At 53.8% G+C, this 22,099-nt stretch carries 28 protein-coding genes; 18 read left to right on the forward strand and 10 right to left on the reverse strand.

All coding sequences use genetic code 11. The annotated features are described in order from the left end of the window. Positions 1 to 21: 21 nt before the first annotated feature. Entirely contained in the window at positions 22 to 1,095 is a 1,074-nt protein-coding gene (locus tag H9646_RS02415) for a site-specific integrase (RefSeq protein WP_191721716.1), read from the reverse strand. A gap of 113 nt (positions 1,096 to 1,208) precedes the next feature. Between H9646_RS02415 and H9646_RS02420 the strand changes: the two genes are divergently transcribed. Next, entirely contained in the window at positions 1,209 to 2,201 is a 993-nt protein-coding gene (locus H9646_RS02420; protein WP_191721717.1) for a DNA-binding protein, read from the forward strand. Between the two features lie 135 nt (positions 2,202 to 2,336). On the opposite strand, the gene H9646_RS02425 is transcribed toward H9646_RS02420, so the two are convergent. Next, on the reverse strand, positions 2,337 to 3,650 hold the full coding sequence (locus tag H9646_RS02425; protein ID WP_191721718.1) for a DUF2325 domain-containing protein: 1,314 nt from the start codon (positions 3,648 to 3,650) through the stop codon (positions 2,337 to 2,339). 131 nt (positions 3,651 to 3,781) lie between these two features. On the opposite strand from H9646_RS02425, the gene H9646_RS02430 reads away from it, so the two are divergent. Both H9646_RS02430 and H9646_RS02435 read left to right on the forward strand, forming a co-directional pair. Continuing rightward, entirely contained in the window at positions 3,782 to 4,210 is a 429-nt protein-coding gene (locus H9646_RS02430) for a winged helix-turn-helix domain-containing protein (protein ID WP_191721719.1), read from the forward strand. Positions 4,211 to 4,401: 191 nt separating this feature from the next. Next, the gene (locus H9646_RS02435; protein WP_191721720.1) at positions 4,402 to 4,848 is read left to right on the forward strand and encodes a hypothetical protein; all 447 of its coding nucleotides are present in this window, start codon (positions 4,402 to 4,404) and stop codon (positions 4,846 to 4,848) included. A gap of 192 nt (positions 4,849 to 5,040) precedes the next feature. Here the strand turns inward: H9646_RS02435 and H9646_RS02440 are convergent, their stop codons facing one another. Then, a complete protein-coding gene (locus H9646_RS02440) occupies positions 5,041 to 5,385 on the reverse strand; it encodes a YdaS family helix-turn-helix protein (RefSeq protein WP_191721721.1) in 345 nt (114 codons plus the stop codon). Positions 5,386 to 5,443: 58 nt separating this feature from the next. On the opposite strand from H9646_RS02440, the gene H9646_RS02445 reads away from it, so the two are divergent. The 10 genes from H9646_RS02445 (at position 5,444) to H9646_RS02490 (ending at position 11,419) form a co-directional block, all read left to right on the forward strand. Further along, positions 5,444 to 5,857 carry a hypothetical protein gene (locus H9646_RS02445; protein WP_191721722.1) on the forward strand — a complete coding sequence of 138 codons (414 nt, stop codon included), beginning with the start codon at positions 5,444 to 5,446 and terminating at the stop codon, positions 5,855 to 5,857. Continuing rightward, complete coding sequence (locus H9646_RS02450; RefSeq protein WP_191721723.1) at positions 5,854 to 7,068, forward strand: replication initiation factor domain-containing protein; 1,215 nt, start codon at positions 5,854 to 5,856, stop codon at positions 7,066 to 7,068. Before H9646_RS02445 ends, H9646_RS02450 begins: the two co-directional genes overlap by 4 nt. An 18-nt stretch (positions 7,069 to 7,086) precedes the next feature. Then, positions 7,087 to 7,413 carry a hypothetical protein gene (locus H9646_RS02455; protein ID WP_191721724.1) on the forward strand — a complete coding sequence of 109 codons (327 nt, stop codon included), beginning with the start codon at positions 7,087 to 7,089 and terminating at the stop codon, positions 7,411 to 7,413. Positions 7,414 to 7,416: 3 nt separating this feature from the next. Continuing rightward, positions 7,417 to 7,608: a hypothetical protein gene (locus H9646_RS02460; RefSeq protein ID WP_191721725.1), complete on the forward strand. Its 192-nt coding sequence runs from the start codon at positions 7,417 to 7,419 to the stop codon at positions 7,606 to 7,608. A 97-nt stretch (positions 7,609 to 7,705) separates the two neighbouring features. Further along, the gene (locus tag H9646_RS02465) at positions 7,706 to 7,996 is read left to right on the forward strand and encodes a hypothetical protein (protein ID WP_191721726.1); all 291 of its coding nucleotides are present in this window, start codon (positions 7,706 to 7,708) and stop codon (positions 7,994 to 7,996) included. 97 nt (positions 7,997 to 8,093) lie between these two features. Next, the gene (locus H9646_RS02470; protein ID WP_191721727.1) at positions 8,094 to 8,321 is read left to right on the forward strand and encodes a hypothetical protein; all 228 of its coding nucleotides are present in this window, start codon (positions 8,094 to 8,096) and stop codon (positions 8,319 to 8,321) included. Positions 8,322 to 8,330: 9 nt separating this feature from the next. Further along, positions 8,331 to 8,663 (forward strand): hypothetical protein, encoded by a 333-nt coding sequence (locus H9646_RS02475; protein ID WP_191721728.1) that lies wholly within the window; start codon positions 8,331 to 8,333, stop codon positions 8,661 to 8,663. A 39-nt stretch (positions 8,664 to 8,702) separates the two neighbouring features. Further along, positions 8,703 to 10,043 (forward strand): virulence factor TspB C-terminal domain-related protein, encoded by a 1,341-nt coding sequence (locus H9646_RS02480; protein WP_191721729.1) that lies wholly within the window; start codon positions 8,703 to 8,705, stop codon positions 10,041 to 10,043. After that, the gene (locus tag H9646_RS02485; RefSeq protein WP_191721730.1) at positions 10,043 to 10,312 is read left to right on the forward strand and encodes a DUF2523 domain-containing protein; all 270 of its coding nucleotides are present in this window, start codon (positions 10,043 to 10,045) and stop codon (positions 10,310 to 10,312) included. The genes H9646_RS02480 and H9646_RS02485 overlap by 1 nt, the downstream gene beginning before the upstream one ends. Then, positions 10,313 to 11,419, forward strand: coding sequence for a zonular occludens toxin family protein (locus tag H9646_RS02490; RefSeq protein WP_191721731.1), 1,107 nt, complete (start codon positions 10,313 to 10,315; stop codon positions 11,417 to 11,419). A gap of 997 nt (positions 11,420 to 12,416) precedes the next feature. On the opposite strand, the gene H9646_RS02495 is transcribed toward H9646_RS02490, so the two are convergent. After that, a complete protein-coding gene (locus H9646_RS02495) occupies positions 12,417 to 12,851 on the reverse strand; it encodes a hypothetical protein (protein WP_191721732.1) in 435 nt (144 codons plus the stop codon). On the opposite strand from H9646_RS02495, the gene H9646_RS02500 reads away from it, so the two are divergent. Then, a complete protein-coding gene (locus H9646_RS02500; RefSeq protein WP_191721733.1) occupies positions 12,850 to 13,053 on the forward strand; it encodes a hypothetical protein in 204 nt (67 codons plus the stop codon). The two genes, H9646_RS02495 and H9646_RS02500, sit on opposite strands and share 2 nt — an antisense overlap. A 209-nt stretch (positions 13,054 to 13,262) precedes the next feature. On the opposite strand, the gene H9646_RS02505 is transcribed toward H9646_RS02500, so the two are convergent. Further along, positions 13,263 to 13,700, reverse strand: coding sequence for a conjugal transfer nickase/helicase domain-containing protein (locus H9646_RS02505; protein WP_191721734.1), 438 nt, complete (start codon positions 13,698 to 13,700; stop codon positions 13,263 to 13,265). A gap of 516 nt (positions 13,701 to 14,216) precedes the next feature. Between H9646_RS02505 and H9646_RS02510 the strand changes: the two genes are divergently transcribed. The 4 genes from H9646_RS02510 (at position 14,217) to H9646_RS02525 (ending at position 17,693) form a co-directional block, all read left to right on the forward strand. After that, positions 14,217 to 14,705 (forward strand): type 4 pilus major pilin, encoded by a 489-nt coding sequence (locus tag H9646_RS02510; RefSeq protein ID WP_191721735.1) that lies wholly within the window; start codon positions 14,217 to 14,219, stop codon positions 14,703 to 14,705. After that, the gene (locus H9646_RS02515) at positions 14,657 to 15,610 is read left to right on the forward strand and encodes an ATPase, T2SS/T4P/T4SS family (RefSeq protein WP_191721736.1); all 954 of its coding nucleotides are present in this window, start codon (positions 14,657 to 14,659) and stop codon (positions 15,608 to 15,610) included. Before H9646_RS02510 ends, H9646_RS02515 begins: the two co-directional genes overlap by 49 nt. A gap of 9 nt (positions 15,611 to 15,619) precedes the next feature. Further along, the gene (locus H9646_RS02520; protein WP_191721737.1) at positions 15,620 to 16,792 is read left to right on the forward strand and encodes a hypothetical protein; all 1,173 of its coding nucleotides are present in this window, start codon (positions 15,620 to 15,622) and stop codon (positions 16,790 to 16,792) included. Between the two features lie 178 nt (positions 16,793 to 16,970). After that, positions 16,971 to 17,693, forward strand: a complete 723-nt coding sequence (locus tag H9646_RS02525) for a hypothetical protein (protein ID WP_191721738.1) — start codon at positions 16,971 to 16,973, stop codon at positions 17,691 to 17,693. Positions 17,694 to 17,754: 61 nt separating this feature from the next. Here H9646_RS02525 and H9646_RS02530 read toward each other — a convergent pair whose 3' ends face one another. From H9646_RS02530 to H9646_RS02550, 5 genes are all read right to left on the reverse strand, one after another. After that, positions 17,755 to 20,088: an SNF2-related protein gene (locus H9646_RS02530; protein WP_191721799.1), complete on the reverse strand. Its 2,334-nt coding sequence runs from the start codon at positions 20,086 to 20,088 to the stop codon at positions 17,755 to 17,757. Positions 20,089 to 20,218: 130 nt separating this feature from the next. Beyond that, positions 20,219 to 20,836: a hypothetical protein gene (locus tag H9646_RS02535; RefSeq protein ID WP_191721739.1), complete on the reverse strand. Its 618-nt coding sequence runs from the start codon at positions 20,834 to 20,836 to the stop codon at positions 20,219 to 20,221. Next, complete coding sequence (locus tag H9646_RS02540) at positions 20,829 to 21,179, reverse strand: hypothetical protein (protein ID WP_191721740.1); 351 nt, start codon at positions 21,177 to 21,179, stop codon at positions 20,829 to 20,831. The genes H9646_RS02535 and H9646_RS02540 overlap by 8 nt, the downstream gene beginning before the upstream one ends. A gap of 219 nt (positions 21,180 to 21,398) precedes the next feature. Beyond that, positions 21,399 to 21,725, reverse strand: coding sequence for a hypothetical protein (locus H9646_RS02545; RefSeq protein WP_225213924.1), 327 nt, complete (start codon positions 21,723 to 21,725; stop codon positions 21,399 to 21,401). A 60-nt stretch (positions 21,726 to 21,785) separates the two neighbouring features. Further along, on the reverse strand, positions 21,786 to 22,043 hold the full coding sequence (locus H9646_RS02550; RefSeq protein WP_191721742.1) for a hypothetical protein: 258 nt from the start codon (positions 22,041 to 22,043) through the stop codon (positions 21,786 to 21,788). Positions 22,044 to 22,099: the final 56 nt, after the last annotated feature.

Raw genomic sequence — 22,099 nt, forward strand, 5'->3', positions numbered from 1 at the left:
TAGAGCCGGGCTGGTGATAGATCAATCGTCATCCATCAAATGGGCGGCCTGGTTGTGAATGACAGATTCCGCCCGAAAGTAGCCCAGCACCGTGGCCACGCTCTGGTGGCCAGTGAGTGCCATGGTTTCAGCCAGCGGCACATTGCGTTTGCCCGCTTCGGTCACAAAACCAGAGCGCAGCGAGTGCGCAGAAAAATCACCTTCTACCCCGGCCAGCGCGCAGCGCTCTTTGACGATGGTGCGCACAGCAGGCGCTTGCAGCGGCTCTCCCAGATGGCCGCCCTTGCGAATGCGCCTGAAGATGGCTCCTTCAGTAATACCGCTGGCAGCCAGCCATGCACTCAAAGCCTTGCCCGCTGCGCCCAGCACGGGTTTGGTGTTTTCAGGCAAATCTGCGCCAGTCTGGTTGGTTTTGGAGACGGCCAGCTCGTACAGAAACTGCTCGGGGCCAATGCGCCGGAGAAACTGCATGTCGGCGTTGCTCACTTCTGAGCGGCGGCGGCCACCGCTGCTCCATGCAAACAAGAGCAATGCGCGGTCGCGCTGACCGCGCAGGCTGTCGTCACAGGTGGCCAGCAGTTGCTGCAGTACATCTTTGGTAATGGCCGCTTTCTTTTGCGTGCGCTCGCCACGCTTGGCGTAGGCCTTGCGCGTGCGCGAGAGCAGCTCGCGCACTTTTTCATCGTGGCAAGGGTTGGCCAAGCCACGGTTTTGGTGTGCTTTGCTCATCACCGCAATGCGGTGCACCAGCGTGTTGTGGCTGGGAGCACCCAGCCTGGCTTTGCAGCCAGATTGCACCAGCGCAGCATCAATCGACGGTGGCAACTCGCAGCGCAGCCCATAGGGCGTGCTGCGCTGGGCGTGGTCGGCAATGAACAGCAGCACGGTATCTACCGGCAAGGGCAGGGCAATGGCTTTTGCCATGCGGAACTGGTGCCAGCCAGCCCAGTAGCGCATGGCACTTTGGTAGCTGCGCACCGTGTTTTCGGCTTCACCTTCTCTGAGAAGCTCGCGCAGGGCATTGAGCGTGCTGTGGCTCAGCTGCGTGAGTGTTTTTTCAGCAGATTGCGTAGCCAGTGCATTTTCATCCAGCATATGTTGTATTTTTTCTATGTTACGTATTAAATACTACATGCTATGTATGTTGTTATATAATAATATTTAACAACTCGCGATAACAATCTCTTATCGATGGTAATCTAATTCCTATGCAATCCATAGCAACCAAAACGCCGCGTGGCATTCAAGAAGCCGATGTCTGGGCCGCCGCCGACGCGCTGCTGGCCGAAGGGCAGAAACCCACCATCGAAAAAGTGCGCATGCACATGGGCAGAGGCTCGCCCAACACCGTGGCTCCCATGCTGGACGCCTGGTTCAGCACTTTGGGCTCGCGCCTGGGCTTGAACCAGCAAACGCAGACACTGCGCAACTCGGTGCCCGATGAGGTGCTGGAGGCTGCGCAGTCTTTATGGGGCAGCGCGCTGCAGCATGCGCAAGAAGCGGCAGAGCAATCGCTTCAAGAGCGCGAGCAGGCGGCTGCCGCTGCCCAAGCCAGACTGGAGTTGCTGCAGGCCAAACTGCAGCAAAGAGAAGAGGGCTTGCTACAGCAAAAAAGTGCGATGGATGCCGCGCTGGCGCTGGCGCACGCGCAGCGAGAAGATTTGTCGCGCCGCCTCGATGAGATGCAGCAGCAGCTGACTGAGCGCGACCAAGGGCTGGAGAAACTGCGCCAGGAGAGCCAGGAGCAGCGCAAAGCCCAAGAAGCTTTGCGCGATCAGCACTCCCGCGAGCTGGATGCCGCCATGCAGGAGCGCCAGCGTCTGGCAGAACAATTTGCAGGCAATGAACGTCGCATGCTGGCCGACCTGGACCGCAGCCGCCAAGAAACGGAAAAAGCCAAAAAGCTGCAAATTGATGCAGAACGCAGTGCCGCAGCCCGCTACGAAGACCTGCACGCACGTTATCTGCACAGCGAAGAAGAACTGCTGGGCGCTCGCGCAGGCCAGCTGAATCTGCAGCAAGCGCTGGACGTGGCCAACGAGCGTGTGGCCGAGATGAAAAAGTTACTGGAGCTGAAGACGCAAGCTGCAAGCGGGCAGACGGTCACCGTTCAGGAGCTGCCTGCAGACAAGCTGCGCACCAGCCGGTCATTGCAGCGCCGTGCTTTGTCTCAGCGCTCCCTGCGCATGCCCCGGAAATAAAACACCCCTTCAATGCCTTGACTGATCGGTGTTGCCAGAGCATTACGGCCAGCACAGCTGGGTTTGCCTGTTTAAATAAAGTAGGCAAACCTGCTGCAGAAGGCTTTGCGTTGCCGTGCAATGAAAACTTCAAGCCTAGCCATGGCGCAAACAGAAGTGCGAAGGGCGGGGCACCACCCGTGTATCGGCTTCGCGCTGCAGCGATCTTGCAAAACTGGCCAGACTGGCAGTGCGCAGGGGCATGAAGGGAACCATGTGTCGTTCACACAAACGCTTGAGATTGGTGACGGAGTCATGGTCCACACAATCGACCGGAAAAACCACCAGGTGCGCACGCGGCAGCAGTGCGGTCAAAAGAGCTTTGCGCGTTTCTAAGCCTCCGTCATGGTGAAGAAACTCACCGCCACGCTGCTGCACAAAGTCTCGAATTGAAGGCGTAGAGCTTGGTCGGCCTCCCACGTAAAGAATGGTGCGGTCCTGTAGTGTCTTTTGCTGCGACCTGAGAGCTCCATCTTGTGCGGCATTGGCGCTTAAGCGTTGCAGCTCGTGTTCTGCGGCATGCAGCTCTTCGGCCAGATCGTTCATGTGCAGCTCAACCTTTGCGGCATGCTCTTGCAGTCGCTGCACCTCTTGCCAGGCTTTTTCAGCAGCCCGTTCAGCTTTTTCCCGGCGGGTGGTATGCAAGGCAACCAGCTCGGAGGCAGAAGCTTCAGATCCACGGCTTGCTGTAGTTTCTTGCATCTGGCTCACACGCGCCTCCAGATGAAGGATACGCGCTTGCTCCTGTGTGAGCACCTGGTCTCTTTCGCGCAGCACTTCTTCATGCCTGGCCTGCCTGCGCTCAAGGCGCTCGCGCAGCGAGGAGTTTTCTTTCTCCAAGGCCACAAAGCGCTTGAGATCATCTCTATTGGCTGATGCCATCAGGTGAGAGAGCATATGTACCTCACCATACGCCAGTTGCAGCAGCGTTGAAGTCACCGCTTTGTGCGTCAGAAGCGCCCAATAGCCCCCAGCGATGTCGCCATGACTCCACGCTGCACGCCAGGCTGTTTCAAGTGCGCGCTCATCTTTCGCGGCCGAGAACTGCTTGAGTGCACCGGCGTGTTTTTGATCCAGCGCTTTTTGAATGGCTTTGCTTGCATCTCCACGCTCCATGGCCATATGGACTGCCAGATGGTGAACATCAAGATCGCTCATCTGCTCGGTTGCACCGTGGCGAAGCATTAATTTACGCAGATCGTTGGGGTGCAGGCACGTTCCAATCACAGAGCAATGCAAGTGCGGGTCTAGCTGATGCAGCTTGGTGCGCGTCTGAGGCGTGTGCTCCGTCAGAGTATGGCCGCTGCTGTCACAGCAAAGTTCCAAGTCAAAGCCCAGCGCTCCTGCAGATGTCGCAGCTTGCAGCGTTGCCAAACCACTTGCATTAAGTCTGAAAGGAGGGGCGGACATGTGGATCCTTGCACTGATAAATGGACAAGCGAAATATACACAGGAATATAACGAAAGTCACCGCGCAATCTGAAATGCACCAAAGAACGCTTAAAGTGAAGCTTTGAACGCATCCAAATGACACAACAGATATGCCCGAACCCACAGCGGTGAACGCAAGCGCCCCTGCGCAAAGCTCCCCTACAGATGCCTTACCGGACAGCCACGACAGTGCACCGGTAAAGCTGCGTTTCAGAACGCGCGTACTCAAGGGTGATTCCATCCCCGTGGGCCCGGGGAAAATCGCACTGCTGCTGGCAGTGGACGAATGCCGCTCAATCAGCGCAGCAGCCAAGTTGCAGGGAATGTCTTACCGCCGGGCATGGCTGCTGATTGATGAAATGAACAGAACGCTGAAAGCGCCTGTCATTTCCACGGCCAAGGGCGGTGCCAACGGAGGCGGCTCCATCCTCACAGACTTCGGGCAGGAGCTGGTTGATCTCTATACCAACATCGACAAGCGCGCATATGAAGCATGCAAGACGGATATTCAGCGCCTGCTGTCAATGGTGATGCCGTAAGTCTTTTGCCCCAGCCGACAAGGTTAAGGCGCAAGCTACCATCTTCTGAAAGCAATCGACCCAGCATGCGCTGAAGGTGTGTTGAAGCATGCCCAGGCCAGACTTGTGGCATATAAGTGCCAATGCCAGATCATGGCAGCCAGCTCCTGGCATGTGCATTGCGTGAAACTGCTGCTGTTTGGCGATCTCCTATGATGACTAAAAAAGGAGAGGGCATGTACAGGCGTAAAGAAGTTCAAAGTGAATGGGGCTTTATTGGCGATGTGCTGAAAATTGCGCTGGGCGTGTTTATTGGAAGCATGGCCGCAGTTTTTACATACGAGGGCGTACTGGTTTGGCGCGCTGAGCAAGCTTCGCGGCAAGTGATGAAAGAGTTCAAAGCACTGGAAGAAAAGCAAAAACTGGCGCAGCAACAGCGTTTGCAGCAAGAAAAAGAACAAAAACAAAGACAGCACAGGCAACAAGAGGAAAGAGAACATCAGCGCCAGCAGCAGATGTTAGCAGCAAGAAAAAAAGAGCAGGCTTGGTCAAATTTCTTTCAACCCAGCTACACCTGCAGAGTTGATCCATCGCGGGGCGACTGTGCAGACATGCACATCAGGGCTAGAACAGCCTTTGAGGCCCAGTACCGTGAATGACTCTCGCATGGATCGTCGTTGAGCTCGATGTTTCCCTGCATGGGTAAAGGTGCAGGATATGCACGGGTCCAAGCGCTTGCAAAATGCTCAGGCTTGGCTACCGCGGTCAAAGCCGTTTCGACCATGCGAAGCACAATGCTGGGCTAGCTAGATAGGCTGCGAATTTGCTCATAAATGCACTACGCTAACCACTTAACATAATATACATTGTATCTCTTGGCCATTAGCTGATTTCAGGGGGGTCGAACCACTTGCGTTTAAGCATTGCAGGCCCTGAATCTCTTTTCCCAATGCTTCATTCAACACAGAACCTTTCTGTGTTCCTTCATGCTCTTTCAGCGTTGCTGCTGCTAGCACATTCAGAGCACTATATCCCGCCAGATAAGCGATTGCGGCTAAATCTGCTGGCTGGCATTTATCGTTTCCATTTTTCCAGTTCGTAATCTGAGCTCGGTGAACACCAAGCTCACGAGCTAGAGCTGCTTGTGAACCCTGCTTCTCCGCAGCTTTTGCAATAAGTAGTTCTACTAACGTCATTTGGTAAGCCTTATTCTTTACATTTGCAGGCGTTGTAAGCCATTTCCAAACACCTGCAATGACGCAATTCTCCACCACACCAGAAACTAAAGCACAAGACAAGGCCGCTTGTCTGAGCTGCGGTGCTTCTACGCCGAATTACCCGCGTTTGTGTGATTTTTGCGTTTCTGATGCATTAGGTGAAGTCTCTTCTTCTGCTATCAATTTTGGTGACGACGTAAAAACAGCACCCACCTCGTTAGCTGTCCCCGTTGGTAACACGGGGACAACTTCTACAGGGCACTTTCTCACTCTCGCCCCTGTCATGTCTTTTCAGGCCATGCATTTGCAAAAGCTGCGTGTCATGCAGCAAGTATGTGTACGCAGATATGGCAAAAAACACGCTCATTCACTTTCTCTAGAAGCCTCCTTACGACTTGAAGCTTCGTATCTTCTGACTACAGAGCCTTTCTATTTCTGGGACAAACCATGACCAAGCAATCAACCTTGGTCTTAGAAGGCCGCGAAATCAAAGTGCGACTGATGGCTGAGCGCGCAGTGCGAGGCTCATTCGTCCACGTTGATTGGCTCCGCGTAACTTTCCAGCTCCGCAAATGCCCAGCTCCCTCGGTCGATGTGCTTTTCCCCAAGCATATCCAAGACCCAACTGATCTCTACTTCGGCTCTGGCCAGCGCTCAGACCTTGAAAAGGTCGTGCACCCCCACCTCAACGAACTCACACAGGATGAACTGTTTGCTGCAGATCGTGCCTACGAGCTGGGAAAACAGGTCGCCCAAACCCTTGGCCAAGATTTCGCCATTGATTCGCAATTGCTTCCCGGTAAAGACTTCTACAAATATCGCTATTCCCTCTCCCGTAAAGGCTATCCCATCGGCTGGGTTGGTTTCCTCTCTGCCGCCAATGGCAAATATAGAAAAAGCCAAGACAAAACAGTTCATCTGAACCTTGAGGGCATGGGTTGCACCTTCGCCCAGCACGGCTGGCGCGAACTAATGGCCGACTTTATTGACGAACACGGGGGACTCATTACCCGTGCTGACTTGGCCTTGGACTTTTTCGATGGTCTGAAGGGTGGATTTGACCGCGTTAAATCTGACTTTCTGAGCGGCGCAATGGACTGCCATGGCCGTCGCCCTGCTGGTCGCGCAAACGAAGATTTGAACGCCAAAAGCAAGGGCTCGTCTTTCTACATCGGCACACGCGAAAGCGGCAAGCTCACCAACGCTTACGAAAAAGGCAAGCAGCTTTTTGGCTGCGAAGACGATTCGAACTGGTGGCGTGTGGAACTCCGCTACGGCAACCAAAAACGGGTCTTGCCCTCTGACCTCCTCCGCCGTCCGCAGGACTTCTTCGCTGGTGCTTCTGACTGGCATGCCTGCATCTTGGCTGAGCATGGTGCGCAGTACCAAGCCCAGCCCATCAAATGCACGGAACGCCTACAGCAGCAATCCATTGATGCTGAGGTTTCCCGCTCTGTGCGCTGGTTCATGGAAACAGCCGCTCCCATTGCCCTTCTGGTTTTGAAACACCTTCCCATGAGGGTGTTGGATGAGCTTTTTGACGAAGGCAAAAAACTCCCTACTCGCTTGCGCAAATTTGACCACGACGAAGTTGGGGCCACGTTTGCCAATTGCTTCCATTCTGTCACCGGCAAAGGGCAAGCCGGAATGCTGACTGCCTAAGCCCATCAAGGAAATCACATGCGTTTTACAGCTCCTGCCGTTCTGATCGGTATCCAGTCTTCCAAAGGTGAATTCGAAACCGCGAGCGGTGCAGCTCGTGCGTTTGACTCCACCACTTTCCATCTGGCAGTTGACCTGGGCGAGAAATCGACCGGGGAAACCATCGGCCAAGTGACCCGCCCTTTCAAGCTCGGAACCTCGACCGAGTTCGCAAAGTGGAAAAACATGAAGGACAAATGGCCTGTAGGTGGCATTCAGGTGGAAGCCACTTTCGACATGGTCGCAGGTGCCGAGAACAGCTCCAAGCTGACCCTCGTAGACATTCGTCCGCAGGCGAAGGGCTAACCCATGGCCTACGTGATCCAGTCGGTATTTACAGGTGCCTTTTTGGCTCCTGACCCTGACGACGGCCAGCCGCGCTGGGTCATGTTGCTTAAAGACGCATGCGCTATTCCTGACGCTGAAACCGCCGCAGAAATGATCGCCGACCACGTGGATCCATTTCACAAAGCCCAGGTCGTAGACCTCTCGGAGATTTAGCCATGCCTTTACCTCTCGGAATTCTCATGGCGGTCATTGCTGCTTATGCAATTTTTACCGGCGACTTTGTCCCTGTCCCTGCTATTGGGAGGTACCCATGATCATCGAATCCCTGACCCCTGATCAGCTCGTGCACTTCACTGAGCTACTGCTTTTGGCATCGTTCATGGGTGCCTTTGCGGGTGCGAACCTTGGTGGTTTTTTTGACCTTCTCTACCGCCTCTTTGGCTGGGGTTCGTCCAAGCTTTTCGGCCCCGAAAAGTCTGAGCTGGAAACCATCGCGGATCTGCAGTTTCAGCGGCGTGTGTTGCTCATACGTGCGCGTACTGCGGGTCGTGAACTGCGCAAGCATCGTCTGCGCCAAACACTCGGCCGTCATGCCCACTAACAAGGTAATTCCGTGTTCTCAAGCGGGCGCTAACCCCATCCCATGCGCTGATGCCTCTAGGCGTGTGGGTTCAAACCTGAGGCGTGAAAGAAGTTCTATGTTGAATACAACTATCGGCGCTGTACGCAAGTACGGCAACAAGGTGGGCGCTGCTGCTGGTGCTCTGGTTCTGTCCACTGCTGCTATGGCGCAGGCTACTGACCATGGTGCTGCCATCGTCAAAAAAGTTGAGGACGGCTTTTCTCAAGGCGAATTGATCGCCGCTGCGGTAGTGCTCGGCTTGTTTGCAATCTTCTGCATCAAGCTGCTCTGGCGTTCTAAGTAAGGCGCTGCCATGTACCAGGTCGGCGGAACGTGTTTCAACACGAAAGCGCAAGCTCTGAGTGCGAAAGCTTCCGCCGAATCTGGGAAGGTTTTGGAGCACGCGGGCCAAGCACATCTTGTGCATGTCACGGGTGTCTCTGAAGTCTCGGTGACCTACTCCCTGCAACCCCTTGCAGGGGGCATCGCTACGGTGCTTGAGGTTCCTCAGGAGCCGCAGCCATGCCAGCTACTCACCATGGCAGATGTCGCACCGATTCTTGCAGCTATCACTCTTGGTCTTTTAAGCATCTACGGAATCATGATTCTGTGGAGTGCTGGTTCGCAAGGCGTTACCAATGACTGAAGGCGCAATTTACCTCTCTATCGCATGGCTGGGTGCTCTATGGATCATCATTTCAAAGGGCTGATTGCTGCATTAGCCCTTTCTGCTGGCTCTGCATTCGCTGGTTACGCTCAGGCAGTGCCCCCGGCTGGCTGGTCATCTGGAGGCGGTATTGGTGGATCGTTTACGGGCACCAAGGCTGCTAACGGCGCTACGTTTCTTAGTAGTTCTGTCTCTACCAATGCATCCTTGAATGTTGGCGGTCGTACGGTTTCTATGCCTGCAACTATGCGATTCGCGGCAAACGCCCCCCGTGTGGCTGCTGCTGCAATCATGATGAACCCCTACCTTAGGGGTGCTGCAGCTATCGCTGGCTGGCTCGGTCTCGCGGGTCTCGTCTACGACGCCACCTCTGGCCTTTGGACGACCCCTGATCCGGACTCTTCCCCGTCTAGCGGTTACCTATATTCCACCGCTTATACAAATGCTCCTTTTAGTACCGCTTCTGAGGCCTGTGCTGACTTTGTAGCGAATAACAATGTTATTTCTCAAGTAACTGTTCTCTCTGCTGTTCTTTCCAATGGTGATACTTGCGTAGTAACTGGCGTCTTCAACACTAGGTACGGTTTTAGGGAAAAAGGCGATCCTTGGAATTTTGATTTTCGAGTTGCCAGAACAGTTGATTCTTGCCCTTCCGGTTGGTACCGTTCTCCTGCTGGTTGCACTCAAACTCCCCAGCCAAAGACCGTCACCCCTGAGCAAGCTGTTGAAGAGATCATCAAGCACCCCATGCCTGCTGATGCGCCAAAGCACATCCCTGTGCCTTTGCCTGTAGAGCAACCCAACATACAGCCAGTATTCATTCCAACGGGCGACCCTGTAACGAATCCCAACTACGACCCCAGTTCTCCTGCATCTCCATCAAACCCGCCCCAAGTGCAACCTGGTGTTGAGGTCAAACCTGCGCCTGCCCCCGGCAGCCCTTGGCAAGTCGGGACTACTCCAGTAAATCGTCCTGTCACTGACCCCAACGCGCCTCCAGTGCGTGACCCCCAGCCACTGCCTGACTCAGGCGGTGGGCCATCTGGCAATGAACCCAAAGACCCTGACAAAACCGACTTCTGCGAGAAGTACCCCACGGTAATTGCCTGCCAAGAGTTAAAGCACGAAGACGACGACACCAAGTTGCCTGAAAAAGCAATTGATCTCGACTTCAATCCCATCCCCGGTTTCCAAGGTGCCAAGTCCTGCCCTGCATTTCCAAACATTGGCAACGCCTTAGGCGGTCGCCAGATTTCTTGGCAACCCTTCTGCGACCAGCTCTCTGCAATCAGTAACCTACTACTTGCACTCGCATGGCTCTACGCAGCATGGATTCTCTATTCGTCAAGGAGTGACTGATGGGTGCAATTCTCAAGTACATCATGATGTACGCCATCATCCGTGCGGTGGTGGCACTTGGCTTCGGTATCGTGACTTATGGAGCCATCCTCTACGCGTTGAATAACGCAATCAATGAAATTCGCATGGCTTACAACTCAATGCCTGCTGAGGTATTGCAGTTTCTGGCGATCGCAGAAGTTCCTAAGTCCATTGGGATCGTTCTCGGTGCCATGGTCGCTGCTGCATCCATCCGTTTCGCAAAACGCATTGCTTTCATTGGGGGCTAAATGATCACGGTAATCACTGGAACCCCCGGTGCGGGCAAAACCGCTTTAGCGGTTGACTTGCTCCTGCGTGAATACGCTGACCGCCCTCTCTACGTTGACAACCTCAACGGCCTGCTCCTAGAGCATTACGAGCTCGACGTTATGGAATGGCACACCGAGGTGCCTGACGGTGCGCTCATCATCTGTGATGAGATACAGCGGAAATGGCGCCCTCGTGGCCCCGGTGCCAAGGTTCCCGATTGCATCTCTGCCTTGGAAACCCACCGCCACCGCGGCATTGACTTCATCCTGATTACCCAAAACGTCAAGCTCATTGACTCCAACGTCCGAGCACTGGTCGGGCGTCATCTGCACATTCGAGACACAGGCTGGATGGGCAGATGGCTTTACGAATTCCCAGAATGCGATACCAACAACAGTTGGAAGCGCTGCGAAAACAAACGCCGCTACACCCTGCCAAAGCACGTTTTTGACAAATACAAAAGTGCATCCATGCACATCAAGCCTGTTCGCAACAGGCCTTTACTGCTCTACTTCGTCGGCGCTGCAATCCTTGCCCTGCTTTACGTACTCTGGAGCCTGTACGGCAGCTTTAAATCACCTGAAGCCACGCAGTCCGATAAACCTGCTATCACACAGCAAGCCCCTGCAATTGCTTCTAGCCTTGCTGCCTCTGTCGGCCTAGCCCCTCCTCTTTCATCTTCACCAGGTCAAAAAATCGACGACCGCGTCGATTGGATACCCCGCGTATCCAACATGCCTGAGACTGCCCCCGCATTCGATGACGTCCGCAAGGTGCAAGCGTTCCCGGTTGTAGCTGGCGGCGTCTGCTTCAAGGGTGAGTGCAAGTGCTTCACGCAGCAAGGAACCAATGCAGGGCTGAACCATGATGAATGCCTTACTGCGATTAATAACCCGCGCTTTGATGCGTACAGTGCGCCAGTACCTGTACAGCAAGCACAAAGTAAGACCTCTGCCCCGGTCGATCAGGGCACCCAAAACAGTTCAGAAATCAAACGTGCGGTCGCGGTACAAAATCACGACGCGCAACAAGCCGTGACGCGTGCAGCGCGAACGGCACAACTTTCTCTAGCTGGCAGTTTGTAAGTTAACTGAGGGGGTATCGGGGGGCTTGCCCCCTGATGTCAACCTTTGTATATCAAGTACCCGGTTTAACTGGCGCGTTTTAACCGGCACCTCACGCCACTGAATGTCGATTGACGGAGGGCGTTTTACTTGTTCATGCAGTGCCTTTGCTCACCCGCTTGCTAAACAATGTTTTGCGCTTTAGCGCCTGGGCCGTCTGAACTGCTTCGGGTTGTAAGTGGCGTCCAGGTGGTTCCGCTCTGACTTATTGTTTTTGCCTTTGGGCTTTTTGAATGGCACTACATTCGCGCTCTTTGTTGGCCATGTGATCCACCCAATCAGCACGGCTCCAGCAGCAACAATCATCCAAAAAACTATTTCAGCGTTCATGGCCGCTGGTTATACCCTGTAGCTGGGTGAGGCCGCAAGGCCGAGGGGCGACGCCCTGCGGCAGGGATCGTTAGTCAGCTTGACTGATTGAGACGGTGGCGAGCTGGGCGACATGAAAGCGTAATGACTCGCCCCCCACGCGCAATGAGCAGCCCTGAGCATGTGTGCGTTGCCCCCCGCGCACAATGCACAGCCCCGAGCCGCCCCGAGACAATGCCCCGGCCGAGCGCAAGCGAAGCGCGCACGGCCGGGGTAGTGGCGACTGCGGCGAATGATGAGCCCCGAGCACGGGTGCAACGCCCCGCACGCACAATGATGCTCCCTGAGCATGGGTGCATGTCCCTGAAGCGTTACAAGGGACTAGATGGGCATTGGCTCAACCGAAGGCCAGAGCCCGGTTTTCGCTTGCGAAAAGCCGCCCTGCAGCTTGTACTTACGCTCAAACCATCCTGCAATGTTGCTGAATGTATACGTAATACCCCATTGTATCTTTTTCAAAAGCTCAAAAAATTGGCCGCTAAGGCCTTGTTTTTGATACTTTTTTTACGCTGTGCAACAAATAAATTCTTCTGTGACCTCGTTGACGCACGGTTTGCACTCTATGTGCAATGCCTAGAACTGTCAACTGTCAATCACCTCCAAACATGACTTCTATGGCGTCTGGACACACCAACAACATGCCCGATTCACCGACTACCGGCAAAGCGACGATGGCATGCGGATACCGCAAACCACTAGCCAGTGACTTTGTGCTGATCCATCCTTGCACCCACGCGGCAAGCACGTTCATACGGTGATTCAGTTTGAATCGCCACGGACGTTTGCTCCATCTTTTACGCTGGCGCGCCTCTTGTTTACTTGGACTCATTGATTTGTGATCCAGCATTCTTACTGGCTCTGTATGCAGCCAGCTAACGGCACCCACAACCTCCATGTGCGTCCATTCTTTAGGCGGCTCAGGTTTGATTCCAGCCAGGTACAACCTGAAATTTGGGTCTGTCTGTCCCAGCTTTTGCAGTGCGAGCTGGCCGAAGTCCATTTTGTGATAAATCGCATTACGCATGTCTGCTGTCATTGAGTCCTCGCTGGGTGGTGGTTTGGGTCTTCCTGATATGGAGACAAATTCATTTCTCTACGTCTCCGCATCCAACTGGGCAGTTGTATGGTTCAAGCCCATGCGAACAACAGCCGTCAGCGGTGAGCGACTCAGCGCTCTTGGCAAGCTCATCGGGACTCGCGTACCCAAATCGCCGCGCAATTTCTAATGCTTGGGAATGGTGAGTGGACAAGACAGAATTCAAAGCAGCATTCACCTTCGCGCTGAAGTTGCTCTCAAAGAGTTCATAAACTAGGCCGCATCCACGATTAGCTTCTGCTGCCATTTCTTCACAACGTGCGTCCCACGCTGCTGCATCAAATGTTTTGTTCATTGGAGCGTTCTTAAATTTTCGAAAAGACAAACAATCTCAATTACTTACTTTTTAACCAAAGCTGGATTGCTGGGTGGCACGGGCTGCACCCAGCGTCCAGGTTCGACCAGGACCACACAGGAGAGATTGCCGACCTCCACGTTGCCACGGCCATGGATCGCGTACCTGACGATGTTGGTACGATTCGGCCCCGGCAAGTGCCAGCCGCACTTGATCAGCTCACGCTGTACCTTGGTGCTCAGATCACGCAGATCCGCGTCATCACTGGCCTCAGTTGCATAGTCCTTAAAGATCCGCGGTGACACCAAGGCCATACCCTCTGGCACGAAGTGAACAGCGGCCCCGGTCTCGTTGTATTTAAGTTCGCGGCTGACCAGCCCTTGCTGGAGCCAGCGCATGAAGTCCACTGCCAACTCGCTGGGCTCAGCTGGAGGCTTGTCATCCTCATGGCCCGGCAGTTTGGGCAATTGCTGCAGGAGCAAGACTGGTTCCTGAGCTATCGCAGCAGGTGGTGCAACTGGTGCAGCTCTCGCAGCAGTGCGCGGCAAAACCTCTGGCACCTCGTCCATGAAGTTGCGAAACTCCCTACTCACCTTTGGTAGCGGCTTCGCCGTAGTTGCTGCAGGTTTAGCTGCTTGCGGTGGCTTCGCGGGCGATGGCACGGGCTGCGCTGGAGCTGACGGCCCAGTTGCGCCATATTGATGTGGTTGCACTGCAGGCGCTGCGTGCGCTTTGACGGCTGTGGGTGGTTTGGCACCTTGATGCGGCTTGCTGGGCGCTCGGGCGCTTTCTGCCATGGCCAGAAATGGTGAGTCCTCATCCAGCAGGTAAGCATCCTCGCCTGCATCATGTTGATTCGGCTTCGCTGGCTTGACGACTGCAGGGCTCACATTGAGAACTGGCCCAGTTGGCTTGTCATTGGCTGGCTTTGCCGCAGCTTTAGGTGGTGTTGCCGCAACTGGAGCTGGCGAACTTGCCGCAGGCTGTTAGAAATCGGCATGGGCGTAGCCCTCATTGCGCTCTTGTCGTTGCTGGGAGTCATGCTCATTCCTGGCATTGTGGCCGGGATGAATGCAAGCAAGATCACGAATGAAATGGACAGCGCTGTTCCAAAAATACAATTGGCATATACCCATCGGACTTCATTCGCAACGCTGACTACCGAGGAAGTCGCCAAAAAAAGATGGATGACTGATAGCTTCTTGGAACGAAACGGCAATGTGCCCACAGGACGAATTATTTCAAAATGGGGTGACATCACATTTGCACCTGCTGCAGGTAATAACCAAGGTGTGGCAACACTCACTGGCATTCCATCACGCGAGTGCAACATCATCACAGAAAGTTTCGCTAGTGATCAATACATTAGCGCGACAGTTAATGGCACTTCCATCAAAGCAGTCACCACCGCTTTGAATCAGACAACCGCTGGCGATCAGTGCAATTCGTCGGAAACAAACACTATTACCTTCAATTTCCGCCGATAAATAAAATGAGTGAGCCAACAATTACCGATTTTCGCTTGTCGATTGAAGCAGACAAGCCAACGATCATTTTTCCCGGCCCATTAGTTGTCACGAGTGAGCACTCAGAAACTATTGAGCAACTGAAAGAGGAAATTAAAAAAAATCCTCACAGCAAAATGATTGAGCTTGGCGATGGTAGTCGTTGGCGCAATCAACGCATGCGCGATGACCGCTACGCGTTGCGAAGGATGCCAAAGGAGTGCCCCAATATTGAAAATTTGGGGCTACCACGTTGGATCAAGGCCTTGCTGCTCCAAAGCAGTATGAAGGAGCAAGGCGGTCTGATCGTGGTTTTTGGACAGACAGGAGCCGGTAAAACCACCACCTTCTCAGCAACGATTGCAGGGCGACTGACATTGCATGGCGGTTACGGCCTGACGCTGGAAGATCCGCCAGAGCATCCTCTTGAAGGCAGTCACGGCAAAGCTGGCTATTGTGAGCAATTGGATGTGGATGAGCTGGGCGGCTATGAGAAAGCCATTCACACAGCCTTGCGGTGCTTTCCAGCCAAGGACTCCAGCATGCTGGGCTACGGCGAGATCCGCGAGAACCTCACTGCAGCTGAGCTGGTGCGCATCGCCGTCGATGGTCACTTGGTGCTGGCCACCATGCATGCAAAGAGCATCCCCGAAGGCTTGCAGCGTTTGGCGGCCATGGCCAACGCCGCCGGTGAGCCCAACGCCAACGATCTGCTCTCCACGGGGCTGCAACTGGCCATCCACCAAAAGTTCGTTGCGAACGGCAGGCTTGACGTCCAAGCCCTGCCCCGTGACAACAAAGCCTCAGCTCACATCCAAAAGGGCGAATTCTCTGCTTTGAAAGAAGAAGTGAAGAAGCATTTCATGAACAACTCGGACGACTCTTGAGGCATGGCCATGGTGCGTACAAAACTCAACGGTAAAACAAATAGCCGTAGCCAAGGCGGCTTTTTTCTTCCTGGACTTGCCATCGGCGTAGTCCTGGTTAGCTTGATTGTTGGTGGCATTCTCGTGCGCTACGCACAGCAAGAAGCCACGGCCCGAGGAGATGAGCGGGCAAAGTTGGTTGGTTCCCGACTTGCTGCTATCGACGATGCCGTTAAAACCTACTCAACGTCCTACTTCACTCAGATTCAGCGTCAGCAGCAAGTTGAGCGTAACGGCCATACAGTACCTGCTTCTCGTGTACGGACACCGACAACTGATGATCTGTTCAGAATGGATCTACTCAGTGAACAGCACGCGGCCGCATTTATCTACAACGGTCGTGCAATTGGATTTGATGTGCACCTGGCTGTCCCCAGTTCAGGATGCATCATTCCCAACTGCAACGTGACTGCGCTCGTTGCATCCACAGAGCCCATGGTGGATCTGCAAAGCCCAAGCGAGGTTGATTTGCGCCGTGCAACGATTGCAGCAGGCGTGGCCGGTACAGGCCGTGCTGGCATTTCGCTGCCTGAGAGCCCTGGGATGTTTGTCTCGGTCGATAACATCAACATTGGTGCGAATGTCACGGGCATTGCGGGCCTGATTGCGATCACCAACGGCTACGACAGCAGAGGCTTTATGGAGTTCGCTCGTCGTGATGGCAGCTTGCCAATGACTGGCGACATCAACATGCAGGATGACTCAGGAGCGCGTCACAACCTTCGCAACGCTAAAGATGTGGCCTCAGAAACGGTCACAGCTTCTGGCCGCATCAAGACAGGTGAATACCTTCAATTCACTGGAGCCAAGGTACTTGAGGACACAGCGTGCCCAGAAGAAGGACTCGGCGCTCCAGGCTTTGGTGGCTTCATTCTTTCTTGCCAATCAGGCAAATGGAAGAAGAGTGGAGGTTCTGGTGGTGCAATTACCGATATGTGCCAATGGGGGACATACGGCTCCATATCGGATGGCCAATGTGATGCCATGTGCGGGGGGACTGCTCCAGGAAGATGGCGCGTTTTATCCCATTGGGACATGGATAGTGGCGGTGGTGGTGGACTTCGCTCTTTGACGACGCCAGGGTACGGTATCCAAGGAAACGGCTCAGGGCAAGCCGTTCTTTGTGTAAAGATTAATCAATAATCTAGAATCATTTTGCGTCACAGGTTCTTGGTTGAATGCCATGACTGAACAAGTCTAGGCAGAACCCCGCACTCAATGATTAACGAGCATCGTTTTATAGCTATGCAATTAGCCAGAATTCGATATATATCAAAACCTCTTACTTGTCAACGATTTTAGAAACATAAGGGAAATGTTTGTGAATAATAAGCCGACACAGATCAAGCAGCCTTACGAAAACATTTATATAGGTACATTTTTGTTTACCTTGGGATATATGTTCCGAGATAAAAGTAAGAAAATTAATAATGGGGTTGGAATTGAACTCTACCAACAGACTCGTGATGGTGAGCGTACTATTGGTGATTTGCTAACGTCAGTCGGAGGAAAAAATATTATCATCGAATTCAAAAGACAGGAAAAGGAAATCAAAGAGGAGTTAACCAAAAAAAGCAAGAAAAAACTCAGAGAGAAATTATCAGAAAATCTAGACAAACGGTTTAATGCAATTTCTTCTAATTGCCACTTCTTAAGCATACCTGCTCCATATAAAAATACTAATAAATTTGCACTTGGGTTCACACCATACATCAAAATAGTCGAGAAAGATAAAGATGGTTTACATTTGATGGGAATCAATGACTTTTGCAGTAATTATCTAGACGTCCAGCCTTCATCCGTTGGTGTCGATCACGCAGACTTTGCATATTACTTAAAAGAACTTACGAAGATTTCAAATGGTACTTGCGGCGGTCTGGCTATTTCAATTGATGACAGCGGCATCAAGGCTGCCGTGGTTTTTGAAGATGTGCGTGACCTTCAGAAGTCGATAATGCTTGCCGAGAAAGAGGCGACATTAGGGAGGGAGGAACACGAAAAAACCCTAGATAAACCGGTTCCTCAGCGTGGTTTTGAAAGATGACAGTTTGAAGTATTAAAAAAATCAGTAAAAAAGCCCCACCAATATTTGGCAGGGCTTTTTGTTATGAAGTGAGCAATTCTCTGGCCAAGGCCATTTCAATGCTTTCCCCTTCACTATCGTTGAGGACATCCAATCCACTCTCTGGCATATCGCCCGAGGTAGATTGCGATACCGCGATCTTCTTGCCCATCAACCGCAGGCAGTCCATTTGACTGGTGCCTTTGTAGCCAAGGAAGATCACACGCACATCGTGCTTTTGGCCGATGCGCCAGGAGCGGCGCGCAGCTTGCTGCACGGTGTAGACGTTGAACCCAGATTGCATAAACACGATGGTCGGGAAATCCAGCAGATCCAGACCTGTTTTGACCAGCTCAGGATTGGTGATGAGCACGTCAATGCCCCGCTCCACCTGATCGGCCACCCAGTCTTCTCGTTTTGAAGCATCGACGGTTGCCCGCAGCACGCCTATCTTGAAACCACGTTCCTCCAGCAAGGCTTTAAGCCGTGCCGTGGTGTCCCTGGTCCCCGAATAGATGGAGTAGGCAAGTACCTTGCGCCCCAGCGCCTTCTCCTGCATGCACAGCTCAATGAGCTTTACTTCCTTGGGCGACAGCTCTCCTTCCTCGAACATGGCCGGTTGCATGAGCAACACGGCCTTGGTGCGTGGATGGCGAACAGTTTCCGCTCTGAAGCAGCAGTCTGGCCAGGCCAGCAGCACGTTCATCACGACACCCAATAAAGTGCTGTCCTTCATGGCCAGCGCCTGCTTGAGGATCGTCACCAACTTCATAGACATCGCTCGATAGGCCTGCTCCTGGTCGTCCTGCATGGCGACCTCCATAAAGGTCTCCTCATAGGACGGCAGGACCTTCTGGCCAATGTCGCGCAGTTTCAAAAACACAGTGATCGGCAGCACGTACCGCAAGATGCCCACGGGGCCAAAGCCTGGAGCCTTGCTGGTACGGACCGTCAAGCCCTTGCCCTTGGCCGTGCGGTGTGAGGTTGTTGCAGATTCCTTGTACACGTCCTTGAGCACCCCATGCTCACGCATGAAGGCCATGGTCGCGCCCGCCATCGATCCTGTCTTGGAAGGCCTGAAACCGTCCTCAATCATGACTGTGGGGTTCATCCGCCACAAAAGGTGGAACAAGTCATCGGCATAGCCGCCCATGAGCGTGCCCGTCAGCAGCAATACCTTGCGGCATTGGCTGGCAAGCACACCCATGGCCTGGCCCTGTGCAGATCCTTCGTTCTTGTACTCGTGCCCTTCATCGACCACCAGCAGCCCAAAGTAGTCCTTGGGCAGATAGCGTTTGATGAATTCGGTCGGCTGGTAGCCGCCCTGGCCAATAGAGAATTCAAACGATGCCAGAGATCGCTCCATACGTTTGGCCTGGCGGTCACTGAAGACAAGATCCCCGTTTTCATCCATGAGGTTGACGAACTCGTAGACGTTGTCTTCCAGCATGGCGGCCAGCGTCTTTTCTCCGAAGGTCTTGAGCAAGCGCTTGGCCGTTGTCGGGCCAATGGTCGGCAATTGCTGCAGCGCGTTGAGCACAAGGTCGTACATCGAATTGATGGGCCGGCCACTGCGAATCAACGTCCACATGCTGGATTCACAGTGCTGGCATTTACGCCGGCGATCCGAGAGCATGACCTGGGCCAGCTCAGCGGACACAGGCAATGTTTCACCATCGTCTGCAGCTGACTCCATAGGACGCAAACAGTCAGGGCAGCACGCTGCCTTAAACCGTTGGCCACCTACAACCAGATTGCGCGACACGAACGAGGGCTTCCAGTGAAAGCCCATACGCATGCGCACGCGGCCCAGCACAAAGAACTCTGGCACATCCGATTTAAGACCAATGCGCTCACGCAAGCTCAAGAGCTTGCGCAAGGTGTCTGGCCCATTGAGCACCCACACCCGCGCATTCGGGACCGTCTCCAGAATCTCGCGCCGCCACTTGTAGACAAGGTGCGGTGGGGAGATGATCAATGTGCGCGGATGGGTTTGCTGCATCAATGCTGCTGCACAGATGGCCATCATGGTTTTACCCGTGCCCATCTCCGCATTCAACACAGCAGCTGGCTCATCGCGATTCACCAAGAGCTTGACACAGGCCTGTACTGCCTCTGCCTGCTGCTCAAACGGTTTGCGCTTTAAAGACACCAAGGTCTGCTGGCGTGTCTGCCAGACAGTGGTTTGCTGATCCAATGAGGGTTGGTACACCGGAGGATGCTGCATCCGCACCTGGTTAAGAAGGCCTTGGCCAAACTCACGAATGAAATCGCCCAATGCGATGGTTTCACTGGTCACATCCGCCAGATAGTCCTGGCCATCCAATGCCGGAGCCAGCACTTCGGGGGAAGCTTGCGCGGAAAAGATCGCAGGCATGGTGTTTACGGGCGCTGTAGTTTCAGTAGTTTGCATAGTTGATCCATAAAAAAAGCGCACTGACTCGAAAGCCAGTGCGCTCGTTTGAAAGTGCCAAGCTGACTCTTGGCGTGATGAAGTTGAGAAGAAGTCAGCCAACCAGCACGCGTTCGCGCACCAGCTGGCTTACAAAGCGCAGAAAGTGATCCGTGATGCTCACGCGCAAAGCACGGACAGAGCCAATGCGTGGATATCGACCTTGGCCAAGCTCACTGATGGCACCCTGTGCGTAGCCCCAGGACATCAACGGTTGGCGCCAGTCATCCAGCAATGCCACAGGGCAAAGGCTTTTAACCATCGCCCAGGCACATTGTTCCAAGACTTGAGCGTCCAGCTGCTGATCGATGACCCACGCGATGCGATTGACCTTGTCGATCTCCTGCAGGCGTTTGTCGTAGATCCACAGATGACTCAGGGGGCCAAACAGGTTTTGTTTGGGCAACCGTCCCGAGTGCTTGCCCAGTCTTTCGACCGCGCCTGCATAGACGAGCTGGCGTTTGCCCAACGCATCCACCAAGTTGAAATCCGTAATGCCACCGTCTTGCTTGCCCAGCTCCAAAGAGGAGATGAACTGCATGGCAGAGGCATCGCGGCCGTAGAACGACAGAAACACCAGATCGCCCTCTTCGTTTCGCAGGCAAGCATCGACCCAGAGGTCAGCAAAGCCTTCGATGCGATGCAGACGCTCTGTTTGTGCAGCTTCAAGCATGGGCCAAGCCTTGACGCTTAGCCTGTGCTGCATAGTGCGCATCGACCGCAGTGAGAACCTCCTGCAGCTTGTGCAAGCACTGTTCGTGCTGGTCACTCACAGTCTTAGCGGTTACACGGGCAGGGAAGGTGCATGCAAGGCGCTGGCTAAAGTCACCGACCACACCACCGCACCCCAATCTGTGCCGTTTCAAGTTGCCCTCGATGTGGTGGACAGTGGCCGTGGTCACTAGCGGCCCGTTGGAGGACTTGTAGGTCGTGATGTGCAGCTCTCGCTGCTTTTGAATGTCCTGGACGGTCGTGCCTTTGTGGCCATTGCTATCACGTGTGAAGATTGTTGTCATGGAGTGCTCTCTTTCATGCAGGTTCAATTGCACGGAGCACTCCCCTTGCGGAAGGTGCCCCGCATGGGTGGTGGTTAGATAAATGCCAACGTCCTGATGGACGTGACGCACTTGCATGGCTCAGTGCGTCTTGAAGCCGTTTTTGTTTAGCTCAAACGGTTTCCCATAGCCTGGCCAAGCAGGTGGCTATGGGAAACCGACTGACGTCGGTTCCTAGGTTTAAGAAAATTGCTCCAAGTTGATGGGGTAGATCCGCGTCGCAGTGCAATCCCATTCAGTTTCCACTGCAATGAGTCGGCCTGCCACCCTAAATACCGACAAGAGCCTGTTGCGTGTGGCTGCAAGAAGCCAGGCCGATTGCGGCTGCAGCACTCCCCAGTCGCACGCAGCATGCCGCGCAAGTAGCGCCTCAATGTCGATGTTCAAGCGCTCAATCACCTCTTTCAAGGTGTTTTGCACTACGGTTGGCCCCAGCTTAAAAACTGGACTCAGATCCACCCTTGTGGTTACTGTTTCAGCGTCTCGTTCAAGTGTTTGCATGTCCATGTGTCATCTCAGTGTTGTTTGGGGTGACACGGCCCCAGGGCGTGGTCGCCCCAGGGGGATTTAAGTTTTGATAGTTCGATAAACACCGTATTTCGCTAAAAGCTTGGCATCGATCTCTTCGCCAAGCGCAAACCACGTATCACGGGGTATGCCTGGAATGTCCAGTGTTCTGGCTCTCGAAATCACGATTTGCAGTGCATAGCGACGCAAGGCCTCAATCACAAAAACCTGAGACAGTGCGCCAAAGCGGCTGAACTCCATGATTTCAGTGACGAACTCGATGTTGGTCGAGGTATCGACCGTGTTTTCTTGTCGCATGGCCATCTCCTAAAAAAGTGGAGACAACCTGCCCAGGGGCATGAAGTCCCCGTGGG

The organism is Comamonas avium (genome assembly GCF_014836675.1).
Classification (GTDB): domain Bacteria; phylum Pseudomonadota; class Gammaproteobacteria; order Burkholderiales; family Burkholderiaceae_C; genus Comamonas; species Comamonas avium.

What these genes read in the sequence shown, in the direction of transcription:
- H9646_RS02415 (WP_191721716.1), bottom strand. Translation starts at nt 1,095, where the DNA reads ATGCTGGATGAAAATGCACTGGCTACGCAATCTGCTGAAAAAACACTC.
- H9646_RS02420 (WP_191721717.1), top strand. Translation starts at nt 1,209, where the DNA reads ATGCAATCCATAGCAACCAAAACGCCGCGTGGCATTCAAGAAGCCGAT.
- H9646_RS02425 (WP_191721718.1), bottom strand. Translation starts at nt 3,650, where the DNA reads ATGTCCGCCCCTCCTTTCAGACTTAATGCAAGTGGTTTGGCAACGCTG.
- H9646_RS02430 (WP_191721719.1), top strand. Translation starts at nt 3,782, where the DNA reads ATGCCCGAACCCACAGCGGTGAACGCAAGCGCCCCTGCGCAAAGCTCC.
- H9646_RS02435 (WP_191721720.1), top strand. Translation starts at nt 4,402, where the DNA reads ATGATGACTAAAAAAGGAGAGGGCATGTACAGGCGTAAAGAAGTTCAA.
- H9646_RS02440 (WP_191721721.1), bottom strand. Translation starts at nt 5,385, where the DNA reads ATGACGTTAGTAGAACTACTTATTGCAAAAGCTGCGGAGAAGCAGGGT.
- H9646_RS02445 (WP_191721722.1), top strand. Translation starts at nt 5,444, where the DNA reads ATGACGCAATTCTCCACCACACCAGAAACTAAAGCACAAGACAAGGCC.
- H9646_RS02450 (WP_191721723.1), top strand. Translation starts at nt 5,854, where the DNA reads ATGACCAAGCAATCAACCTTGGTCTTAGAAGGCCGCGAAATCAAAGTG.
- H9646_RS02455 (WP_191721724.1), top strand. Translation starts at nt 7,087, where the DNA reads ATGCGTTTTACAGCTCCTGCCGTTCTGATCGGTATCCAGTCTTCCAAA.
- H9646_RS02460 (WP_191721725.1), top strand. Translation starts at nt 7,417, where the DNA reads ATGGCCTACGTGATCCAGTCGGTATTTACAGGTGCCTTTTTGGCTCCT.
- H9646_RS02465 (WP_191721726.1), top strand. Translation starts at nt 7,706, where the DNA reads ATGATCATCGAATCCCTGACCCCTGATCAGCTCGTGCACTTCACTGAG.
- H9646_RS02470 (WP_191721727.1), top strand. Translation starts at nt 8,094, where the DNA reads ATGTTGAATACAACTATCGGCGCTGTACGCAAGTACGGCAACAAGGTG.
- H9646_RS02475 (WP_191721728.1), top strand. Translation starts at nt 8,331, where the DNA reads ATGTACCAGGTCGGCGGAACGTGTTTCAACACGAAAGCGCAAGCTCTG.
- H9646_RS02480 (WP_191721729.1), top strand. Translation starts at nt 8,703, where the DNA reads ATGGATCATCATTTCAAAGGGCTGATTGCTGCATTAGCCCTTTCTGCT.
- H9646_RS02485 (WP_191721730.1), top strand. Translation starts at nt 10,043, where the DNA reads ATGGGTGCAATTCTCAAGTACATCATGATGTACGCCATCATCCGTGCG.
- H9646_RS02490 (WP_191721731.1), top strand. Translation starts at nt 10,313, where the DNA reads ATGATCACGGTAATCACTGGAACCCCCGGTGCGGGCAAAACCGCTTTA.
- H9646_RS02500 (WP_191721733.1), top strand. Translation starts at nt 12,850, where the DNA reads ATGTCTGCTGTCATTGAGTCCTCGCTGGGTGGTGGTTTGGGTCTTCCT.
- H9646_RS02495 (WP_191721732.1), bottom strand. Translation starts at nt 12,851, where the DNA reads ATGCGTAATGCGATTTATCACAAAATGGACTTCGGCCAGCTCGCACTG.
- H9646_RS02510 (WP_191721735.1), top strand. Translation starts at nt 14,217, where the DNA reads ATGGGCGTAGCCCTCATTGCGCTCTTGTCGTTGCTGGGAGTCATGCTC.
- H9646_RS02520 (WP_191721737.1), top strand. Translation starts at nt 15,620, where the DNA reads ATGGTGCGTACAAAACTCAACGGTAAAACAAATAGCCGTAGCCAAGGC.
- H9646_RS02530 (WP_191721799.1), bottom strand. Translation starts at nt 20,088, where the DNA reads ATGCCTGCGATCTTTTCCGCGCAAGCTTCCCCCGAAGTGCTGGCTCCG.
- H9646_RS02535 (WP_191721739.1), bottom strand. Translation starts at nt 20,836, where the DNA reads ATGCTTGAAGCTGCACAAACAGAGCGTCTGCATCGCATCGAAGGCTTT.
- H9646_RS02540 (WP_191721740.1), bottom strand. Translation starts at nt 21,179, where the DNA reads ATGACAACAATCTTCACACGTGATAGCAATGGCCACAAAGGCACGACC.
- H9646_RS02545 (WP_225213924.1), bottom strand. Translation starts at nt 21,725, where the DNA reads ATGGACATGCAAACACTTGAACGAGACGCTGAAACAGTAACCACAAGG.
- H9646_RS02550 (WP_191721742.1), bottom strand. Translation starts at nt 22,043, where the DNA reads ATGCGACAAGAAAACACGGTCGATACCTCGACCAACATCGAGTTCGTC.